Origin of the sequence: Kitasatospora xanthocidica, from assembly GCF_014656195.1 — a bacterium.
In the GTDB taxonomy this organism is placed as follows: domain Bacteria; phylum Actinomycetota; class Actinomycetes; order Streptomycetales; family Streptomycetaceae; genus Kitasatospora; species Kitasatospora xanthocidica.
The window spans coordinates 231,195-240,023 of sequence record NZ_BNBY01000011.1; the positions used below are offsets into that span (position 1 = coordinate 231,195).

Here is an 8,829-nt window from a genome sequence, read left to right on the forward strand (position 1 = left end):
GACGTACCCTGGCGGCCGTCCCTACCGTGGCAGCCATGACAACCGCGACTCGGACGGGCCGGCATCCGTCCACCCTGGCGACGCTGTGGCGGTCGACCGTCGGCAAGAAGGCGGTCATGGCCGTCACCGGACTGGTCATGCTGCTGTACCTGGTCGCGCACATGCTGGGCAACCTCAAGGTCTTCTTCGGTCCGGACGACATCAACGGCTACGCGGCCTGGCTGCGCACCATCGGCCAGCCGTTCCTGGGCCACGAGTGGTTCCTGTGGATCGCCCGGTCCGGCCTGCTGGCCGCCGTCGTGCTGCACGGCGTGTCCGCCTACCAGCTCAGCCGCCGCGACCTCGCCGCCCGGCCGAGCAAGTACGCGCACAAGCGGCGCCGCGCGAGCTACGCGACCCGGACCATGCGCTGGGGCGGGGTGATCCTGGCGCTGTTCATCGTCTGGCACATCCTCGACCTGACCACGCTGACCGTGAACCCGGCCGCCGAGGAGGGCCACCCGTACCAGAACATCGTGGCCTCGTTCGGCCGCTGGTACGTCGACGTCTTCTACGTCGTGGCGATGCTGGCCGTCGGCCTGCACATCCGGCACGGCTTCTGGAGCGCCGCGCAGACCCTCGGCGCCAACAACGCCCGCCGGGACCGGGCCCTCAAGCTGACGGCCAACACCTTGGCGTTGGCGTTGACCGCCGGCTTCCTGTCCGTCCCCGTGGCCGTGATGACCGGAATCGTGAAATGAGCGGTGACGAAGTGAGCACCTACCTGGACTACACCCTCGGCGAGCCGGTCGCCGACACCAGGGCCCCCGCCGGGCCGATCGAACAGCGGTGGGACCAACGGCGGTTCGACGCCAAGCTGGTCAACCCGGCGAACCGGCGCAAGCACACCGTGATCGTGGTCGGCACCGGCCTGGCCGGCGGCGCGGCCGGCGCCACCCTGGCCGAACAGGGCTACCACGTCGTCCAGTTCTGCTTCCAGGACTCCCCCAGGCGCGCCCACTCGATCGCCGCCCAGGGCGGCATCAACGCGGCCAAGAACTACCGCAACGACGGCGACTCGGTGCGCCGGCTGTTCTACGACACCGTCAAGGGCGGCGACTTCCGCGCCCGCGAGTCCAATGTGCACCGGCTGGCCCAGGTGTCGGTGGAGATCATCGACCAGTGCGTGGCCCAGGGCGTCCCGTTCGCCCGGGAGTACGGCGGCCTGCTGGACACCCGCTCCTTCGGCGGCGTCCAGGTCTCCCGCACCTTCTACGCCCGCGGCCAGACCGGCCAGCAGCTGCTGCTCGGCGCCTACCAGGCGCTGTCCCGGCAGATCGCCGCCGGGAACGTGGAGATGCACCCGCGCACCGAGATGCTGGACCTGCTGGTCGTCGACGGCCGGGCCCGCGGCATCGTCGCCCGCGACCTGGTCACCGGCGAGATCCGCTCCTACACCGCGGACGCGGTCGTCCTCGCCAGCGGCGGCTACGGCAACGTCTTCTACCTCTCCACCAACGCCAAGAACTCCAACGCCACCGCGATCTGGCGGGCGCACCGGCGCGGCGCCTACTTCGCCAACCCGTGCTTCACCCAGATCCACCCGACCTGCATCCCGCGCTCCGGCGAGCACCAGTCCAAGCTCACCCTGATGAGCGAGTCGCTGCGCAACGACGGCCGGATCTGGGTGCCGAAGGCGCAGGGCGACACCCGGCCGCCGGCCGAGATCCCCGAGGAGGAGCGGGACTACTACCTGGAGCGGATCTACCCGGCCTTCGGCAACCTGGTGCCGCGCGACATCGCCTCCCGGGCCGCCAAGAACGTCTGCGACGAGGGCCGCGGCGTCGGCCCCGGCGGCCAGGGCGTGTACCTGGACTTCGCCGACGCGATCCGCCGGCTGGGCCGGGACGCCGTCGAGGCCAAGTACGGCAACCTCTTCGAGATGTACGAGCGGATCACCGCCGAGGACCCGTACCGGGTGCCGATGCGGATCTACCCGGCGATCCACTACACGATGGGCGGACTCTGGGTCGACTACGACCTGCAGACCACCGTCCCGGGCCTGTTCGCCATCGGGGAGGCCAACTTCTCCGACCACGGCGCCAACCGGCTCGGCGCCAGCGCCCTGATGCAGGGCCTCGCCGACGGCTACTTCGTGCTGCCGCCCACCCTCAACGACTACCTGGCCCGCCACCCGCTGCCGGCCGTGCCCGCCGACCACCCGGTGCTCACCGAGACCGAGGCCGAGGTCGAGGACCGGCTCAACCTGATCCTCGCGGTGGACGGCGACCGCACCCCGGACTCCTTCCACCGCGAACTCGGCGAACTGCTCTGGGACGAGTGCGGGATGGCCCGCGACGAAGCCGGCCTCAGGCGGGCGCTGGAGCGGATCCCCCGGCTGCGCGAGGAGTTCTGGCGCCGGATCAAGGTGCCCGGCACCGGGCAGGAGCTCAACCAGTCGCTGGAGAAGGCCAACCGGCTCGTCGACTACTTCGAGCTGGCCGAGCTGATGTGCCTGGACGCCCTGCACCGCGCCGAGTCCTGCGGCGGCCACTTCCGCACCGAGAGCCAGACCCCCGAGGGCGAGGCCGCCCGGCGCGACGAGGAGTTCGGCTACGCCGCCGCCTGGGAGTTCACCGGCACCGGCGCGGCACCCGTCCTCCACCGCGAGGCGCTCGACTTCGAGTACGTCCACCCCACCCAGCGGAGCTACGCATGAACCTCACCCTGCGCATCTGGCGCCAGGCGGGCCCGGACGCGGCCGGCTCGATGACCACCTACCACGTCAGCGGGATCAGCCCGGACATGTCCTTCCTGGAGATGCTCGACACCCTCAACGAGGAGCTGATCACCCGCGGCGACCAGCCGGTCGCCTTCGACCACGACTGCCGCGAGGGCATCTGCGGCGCCTGCGGCATGGTCATCAACGGCCAGGCGCACGGCCCGGAACGGACCACCACCTGCCAGCTGCACATGCGGCACTTCCGGGACGGCGACACCATCGACGTCGAGCCGTGGCGGGCGGCGGCCTTCCCGGTGGTCAAGGACCTGGTGGTGGACCGCTCGGCCTTCGACCGGATCATCGGCTCCGGCGGCTACATCACCGCCCCCACCGGCAGCGCCCCCGACGCGCACGCCACGCCCGTCCCCAAGGAGGCCGCCGACACCGCCTTCGAGCACGCCGAGTGCATCGGCTGCGGCGCCTGCGTGGCGGCCTGCCCGAACGGTTCGGCGATGCTGTTCACCTCCGCCAAGGTGGTCCACCTCAACGTGCTCCCCCAGGGCGCGCCCGAACGGGCCTCCCGGGTACGGAACATGGTGACGGCGATGGACGCCGAGGGCTTCGGCGGCTGCACCAACACCGGCGAGTGCGCCACCGCCTGCCCCAAGGGCATCCCGCTGCCCAGCATCGCGGCGATGAACCGGGAGTTCCTGCGGGCCGCCCGCGGCTGACACCCCCTCCCCCGATCGGTCGGGACCTCCGACCCCCGGCCCCTCGCGCTGGTGCTCGCGCGAGGGGCCGACCGCGTTCGGCGGGGCGTGCGGGGGCAGTTCACACTCCCCGTACGGGTGGTGGATCGTCAGGAGCGGTGCTCACGGGCGGGAAATCGCGCTACGGTGGTGCTCCGCCACGGAGGGACGGCATATGCCCGAGGTTCAGTCCTGTGCCGGCTGCGGCGGGTCCGGGGGGACCCAGAAGACCGAGGCAACGGTCGAGCTGGACGAGGAAGGGAGCATGGTGCCCAGGGTCCACGAATTCTGGTCGCCCTGCGGTCGGTGCCACGGATCCGGGACGGTGATCGTCGGATGAGGTTGGTCTTCGAGTGCGTCGAGTGCGGTGGGCACTACCTGCCGCCCGAGAGCATGGTGTACCCGGACGGGCCGGCCTCGCCGGTCTGGTGCACCACCTGCCAGCACACCAAGCAGGAGGCCGGCGTCCGGGAGGACCCGCTGCTCGCCCGCGTCGCCCTGGCCGCCGCCCGGGCCGCGCTCGCCCGGCGGGCCGCCGAGGCCGCCGACCCGGCCGCCCGCACCGACGTCCGCCCGTCCCGGCCCCCGCTGTCCCGCCGCGCCCGCTCAGGCCCGGGCGGAGTGCGCAGCAAGCTGGCCTAGCGGGCTGGTCGGCGACGGCCCGGCCGGCTCAGAACAGCGCCTCCTGGGTGTCCGGCTCCGGCGGACGCACCCGCTCCTGCAGCACCAGCCCCTCGGAGGGGCGGCCGGCCGCTGCGGTGAGCGTCCAGCCGGTCAGCCGCCGGGTGTCCAGCAGCAGCGGGCCGGAGCCGTCCGCCTGGTCCAGGAAGAGGTGCTTGCCGATCGGCGGCCGCAGCCGGCCCGCGACCACCGCGCCGTCGGCCAGCCCCGCGACCTCCCGGTAGACCTCCGGGGCGCCGCCCGCCAGGCCGTAGCGCTCCACGTGGTCCACCACCGGACGGTCCGCGAGCAGCTCCACGGCATGGCCGTCCAACAGCCGGTGCGCCTGGCCGCGGGCCTCGGTGAGCACCGTACGGCGGTGCGGCACGTCGCCGTGCGACCACCAGTGATCGGCCTTGAGCCGGGACTTGTACCGCTCCCGGGCCAAGCCCGAGGCGGCGACGGTGAGTTCGGCGCGGCGCACCGCGGGCAGCCCGCCCCGGGCGGTGAACGCGTAGGCCAGCGCGCCCTGTTCGAGCAGCCGGCTGTCGCCGCGCTGCTCGGCGGTCAGGCCGACCTTCAGCAGGCCCTCGCCGAACCAGGCGAGGTAGAGCAGATAGGTGCGGCCGTCGTCGAGGATCTGGTCCCGCGCCAGGGCGAGGCCGCGGTCCACGCTCTGGCAGGCCGCGCACTGCGTCGCGGCGGCGTCCGGGTCGATCACCGCGTGGTGCGGGCACGGCGTCCGTTCCGTCGCCCCGGCCAGCCAGGCCCCGGTGCAGCGCCGCGGACCGCCGAGCAGCCAGCCGACCTCCGCGCCGGTCTCCACGGCGCGCTCGTGCACCCGGGCGCCGCGCACGGCCCCGAGCACGGCACGGCCGTCCTGCCAGCTCAGACCGGTGGAGACCCAGCCGGCCGGCCGGTCCGGCTGCTGCGGTGCGGGAATCGTCACGGGCATCCCTCCCTGTAGGCGCTCGACCAGGCGAGGCTACCCGGCACCACCGACAACCGTTGTTCCGCTGCCGACGGGCCCAGGCGTCGCCTAGCCTCCGGGACATGATCGATTCCCCCGACTCCCCCACCGCGGACGACCTCGCCCTCGCCCTCCGGCTCGCCGTCGACACCCTGCGCGGCGCCCCGGCGGACGCCGACTGGGCGCGCCCGGCCGGCACGCTCGGCTGGAGCTGCCGGGAGACCGTCGAGCACCTCGCCGACGACCTCCTCGCGTACGCCGCCCAGCTCGGCCCCGCCCTGCTCGGCCCCGCGCGGCCGCCGCGCGACCGGTACGTCCCCTTCGTGGCGACCCGCCGCGCGCCCGGCGCCCCGAACAACTTCGTCCGCGCCACCCCGGACAGCGGGGTCGAGGGGCTGCTCGAGGTCCTGGAGGCGAGCGGCGGGCTGATGGTCGCCGTGGCCCGGGTCGCCCCGCCGGAGACCCGCGCCTACCACCCGTGGGGGCTCGCCGACCCGACCGGCTTCGTGGCCATGAGCCTGGTCGAGACCCTGCTCCACCTCCACGACCTCGCCACCGGCCTCGGCCTCCCGTGGATCCCGCCCGCCGACCTCTGCGAACGCACCCTCGCCCGGCTCTTCCCCGACGCCCCGGCCACCGACGCCCCCTGGCCCACCCTCCTCTGGGCCACCGGCCGGGCGCCCCTGCCCGACCACCCCCGCCGCACCGACTGGCGCTGGTACGCCGCCCCGACGGAGTGAGGGCCCCGGACGGACGGGGTACCGGCGGCCGACAGACCCCGCACCGGGCGCCGATGGGAATCCACAGGCGACCGGCCGGGCCCCACTGCCCAACCACCCCCGCCGCACAGACAGGCGCTGGTACGCCGACCCGAGGGAGTGAAGCGCCCGAACGGGCCGAGTGCCCGCAGACCACAGGCCCCGGCCGGGCTGCCAGGCCCGGCCGGAGGCGGCGCGGCGACCGACAGGCCGTGAGCCGGACGCCACCGTGAGCCCATGGACCACTGGCGATCGACCGGGCCGCCGGACCGCGACGGACAGGGCGTCCACGGCCGGCGGGCGCCACCGTGAGCCCGCGGCCCACGCGCGCCCGACCGCACCGCCGGGGCCCGCCCGATGGAGCGTCAGGCACCCGCCGAGGGCTCGCAGGTCACGGGCGCGTGGCCCGGTCGGGTGCCCACGTTCTATTGTGGCGGGCGCGGTCGGCGGTGCGGCCGGGAGGCGATGTCGCGCGGCCGGGGTCGGCGCGAGGTGAATGGGGTGGACGGACGGTGTCGGGGCGGCGGAGCAGCGGGGTGCTGGCGATCTGGGCGGAGGCGCAGCGGCAGCAGCAGCGCCGGGACGAGGCCCGGTGGCGTGCCGAGGCGGCGGAGGAGCGTCGGCGGGAGCGGGAGCAGCGCGAGGCGCAGCGGGCGGCTGCCCGGGACGAGCGGGAGGCGCAGCGCGCGTACCAGCAGTCCCGGGAGGCGGAGGTGGCCCGGCGGACGGCCGAACTGGACGCCCGGGTGGAGGAGTTGAAGGGTCTGCTGGCCGCCGGGCTGGCCGCGCCGGCGTTCGGCCCGCAGGCCTTGCTGGCGCCGAGTGCGGTGCCGCCGTTCGACCCGGGGCCGCTGGGCGTGCCGGTGGAGATGCCGGACCAGACGGCCGCGGTCTACTTCGTGCCGCCGCCGGACGCGGTGCAGGCCCGCAATCCGGGGGTGCGGCGCCAGTACGAGCAGTACCTGGCGCAGGCCCGGGCCCGGTTCGAGCAGGACTGGTACGCGGCGCAGGCGCGGGAGGCGGACCGGCAGCGGCGGCTGGCCGCGCACCACCGGGAGTACCTGGCCTGGGCGGAGGGGCTGCGCCGTCAGGACGAGGAGCGCGGGGCCCGGACGGAGGAGTTGCTGCGGCGGCTGCGGGCGGGTGAGCCGGAGGCGGTGCAGGAGTACTTCACGGCGGGCCTGTACGCCTCGGCGGCCTGGCCGGAGGGCTTCCCGCACCGGCTGGTGGCGGCCTTCGACGCGGCCGGCCGCCAGTTGGTGGTGAACCGGGAGCTGCCGGGGCCGGACGTGGTGCCGGCGGCGGCCCGGGTGCGGTACGTGAAGTCGGACGACCGCGAGGCCGAGGTGGCCCGCCCGGCGACGGAGCGCAAGGCGCTGTACCGGCAGGTGCTGGCGCAGTCGTCGCTGCGGGTGGTGGCGGAGGTGTTCCGGGCGGACCGGGACGGGCTGCTGGACTCGGTGGTGCTGAACGGCTTCGTCCTCGGCATCGATCCGGCGACCGGCCGGGAGGCGGAGCGCTTCGTGTCCTCGCTGACCGCGACGCGGGCCGGGTTCGCCGGGCTGGCGCTGGACCGGGTGGACGCGCTGGAGTGCTTCCAGGGCCTGGGCGGCCGGTTGTCGGCGCGCCCGGAGCGGCTGGACGAAGTGCGGCCGGACCGGCGGCCGGAGACGGTCGGCGGGAGCGTGGCGGGGCACGGCGGCGAGGACGAACCGGACCTCTTCGAGATGGACCCGCTGGACTTCGAGGACCTGATCGCCGAGCTGTTCCGGCTGCGCGGTTTCCGGGTGATGACGACGGCCCGCAGCGGCGACGTCGGGGTGGACGTGGTCGCGGAGGACCTGGACCCGGTGACCGGCGGCAAGATCGTGATCCAGGCCAAGCGCTACAGGAAGACCGTCCCGCCGACGGCCGTGCGCGACCTGGAGTCCACCGTCCGCCACCACGGCGCGATCAAGGGCATCCTGGTCACCACGGCGGGCTTCGGCCGCGGCTCGTACAGCTACATCGAGGGCAAGCCGCTGACCCTGGTGAGCGGTCCGGAGCTGGTGGAGCTGCTGGCCGGGCAGGGCCTGCGCGGCCGGCTCGGCGGTGGCGGGTCCGCCGCGTCCGCCGCCGCGGAGCCGGCCGGGGCCGGGCCGGCCGACCGGGAGACGGCCCTGACGGTGAGTTGGCAGAGCCGGACGGCCGGCGGGGACGCGGTGGAGCTGGACGTGACCGCCTTCCTGTGCGCGGGCGGCCGGGTGCTGAGTGACGAGCACTTCGTGTTCTTCAACAGCCCGCAGGACCCGGAGGGCGCGGTCCGCCTGCACCCGACCCGCTCGGTGCCGGGCGAGCCGACCCGGGCGGTCCGGCTGTCCCTGGACCTGCACCGGCTGCCGGCCGCGGTCGACGAGGTGGTGGTGGCCGTCTCCACCGAGGAGGAGGAATCGTCGGCGCTGCCGCTGGGGTACGTGCACGGGCTGTCGGTGGCCGCCGTGTACGGGCCGGGCGCGGCCGGTCCGGCCGGGTGGGCGGGCGCCACCGGCGGGGTGCCGGACAGCGCGATGCTGCTGGGCGCGTTCCGACGGACGGGCGGCGGCTGGGAGTTCGGCCCGTCGGGCCGGGCGGTGACGAACGGTCTGGCCGGGCTGGCGGCGGCCTTCGGGGTGGCGGTGGAGTAGGGCGCATCCCGCGGACCGCTCGCCGATCGACCCGGGTCCACGGCCCGGATCCGCGACCCGGACCCGCGACCCGGCTCCGGGAACCGGGGACCTTGGTCCTCAGGGGCGGGTGTCATACCTGAGGAGGAGAGCTCCCCCGCCGCCCCACCGGGTCGGCGGGGGCCCACCGTCCCGGCGGCATACACATCGCATAAGAAGCTCTTGGCAGGATGGACTGGAGTCCGATTTTCCGCTTTTCCGTCCCCAGGAGTCCCACGTGACGTTCCCCGCAACCGCCGTCCGCACCGGCCGGGCGGCCGCCCGCGCCACCGGCCTGAACAAGGTCTAC

At 74.6% G+C, this 8,829-nt stretch carries 7 protein-coding genes; 6 read left to right on the plus strand and 1 reads right to left on the minus strand.

From position 1 onward, the window contains the following. Positions 1 to 35 precede the first annotated feature (35 nt). The 4 genes from IE332_RS21650 to IE332_RS21665 all read left to right on the plus strand — a co-directional run bounded on the left by IE332_RS21650 (position 36) and on the right by IE332_RS21665 (position 4,092). On the plus strand, positions 36 to 740 hold the full coding sequence (locus IE332_RS21650; protein WP_189918909.1) for a succinate dehydrogenase cytochrome b subunit: 705 nt from the start codon (positions 36 to 38) through the stop codon (positions 738 to 740). Positions 741 to 751: 11 nt separating this feature from the next. Beyond that, positions 752 to 2,698 carry a fumarate reductase/succinate dehydrogenase flavoprotein subunit gene (locus IE332_RS21655; RefSeq protein ID WP_189918972.1) on the plus strand — a complete coding sequence of 649 codons (1,947 nt, stop codon included), beginning with the start codon at positions 752 to 754 and terminating at the stop codon, positions 2,696 to 2,698. Then, entirely contained in the window at positions 2,695 to 3,432 is a 738-nt protein-coding gene (locus IE332_RS21660) for a succinate dehydrogenase/fumarate reductase iron-sulfur subunit (RefSeq protein WP_189918911.1), read from the plus strand. The genes IE332_RS21655 and IE332_RS21660 overlap by 4 nt, the downstream gene beginning before the upstream one ends. A 354-nt stretch (positions 3,433 to 3,786) precedes the next feature. Continuing rightward, complete coding sequence (locus tag IE332_RS21665; RefSeq protein ID WP_189918913.1) at positions 3,787 to 4,092, plus strand: hypothetical protein; 306 nt, start codon at positions 3,787 to 3,789, stop codon at positions 4,090 to 4,092. Between the two features lie 28 nt (positions 4,093 to 4,120). Here the strand turns inward: IE332_RS21665 and IE332_RS21670 are convergent, their stop codons facing one another. After that, a complete protein-coding gene (locus IE332_RS21670) occupies positions 4,121 to 5,059 on the minus strand; it encodes a DUF2797 domain-containing protein (RefSeq protein ID WP_189918915.1) in 939 nt (312 codons plus the stop codon). A 104-nt stretch (positions 5,060 to 5,163) separates the two neighbouring features. Here IE332_RS21670 and IE332_RS21675 point away from each other — a divergent pair, with 104 nt between their 5' ends. Continuing rightward, positions 5,164 to 5,820, plus strand: coding sequence for a maleylpyruvate isomerase N-terminal domain-containing protein (locus tag IE332_RS21675; RefSeq protein ID WP_189918917.1), 657 nt, complete (start codon positions 5,164 to 5,166; stop codon positions 5,818 to 5,820). 554 nt (positions 5,821 to 6,374) lie between these two features. Further along, entirely contained in the window at positions 6,375 to 8,501 is a 2,127-nt protein-coding gene (locus tag IE332_RS41935) for a restriction endonuclease (protein WP_268256595.1), read from the plus strand. Positions 8,502 to 8,829: the final 328 nt, after the last annotated feature.

Bases quoted from the DNA above. Each gene is read 5' to 3' on its own strand.
- IE332_RS21675 (WP_189918917.1), top strand. From the start codon at position 5,164: ATGATCGATTCCCCCGACTCCCCCACCGCGGACGACCTCGCCCTCGCC.
- IE332_RS21650 (WP_189918909.1), top strand. From the start codon at position 36: ATGACAACCGCGACTCGGACGGGCCGGCATCCGTCCACCCTGGCGACG.
- IE332_RS21660 (WP_189918911.1), top strand. From the start codon at position 2,695: ATGAACCTCACCCTGCGCATCTGGCGCCAGGCGGGCCCGGACGCGGCC.
- IE332_RS21665 (WP_189918913.1), top strand. From the start codon at position 3,787: ATGAGGTTGGTCTTCGAGTGCGTCGAGTGCGGTGGGCACTACCTGCCG.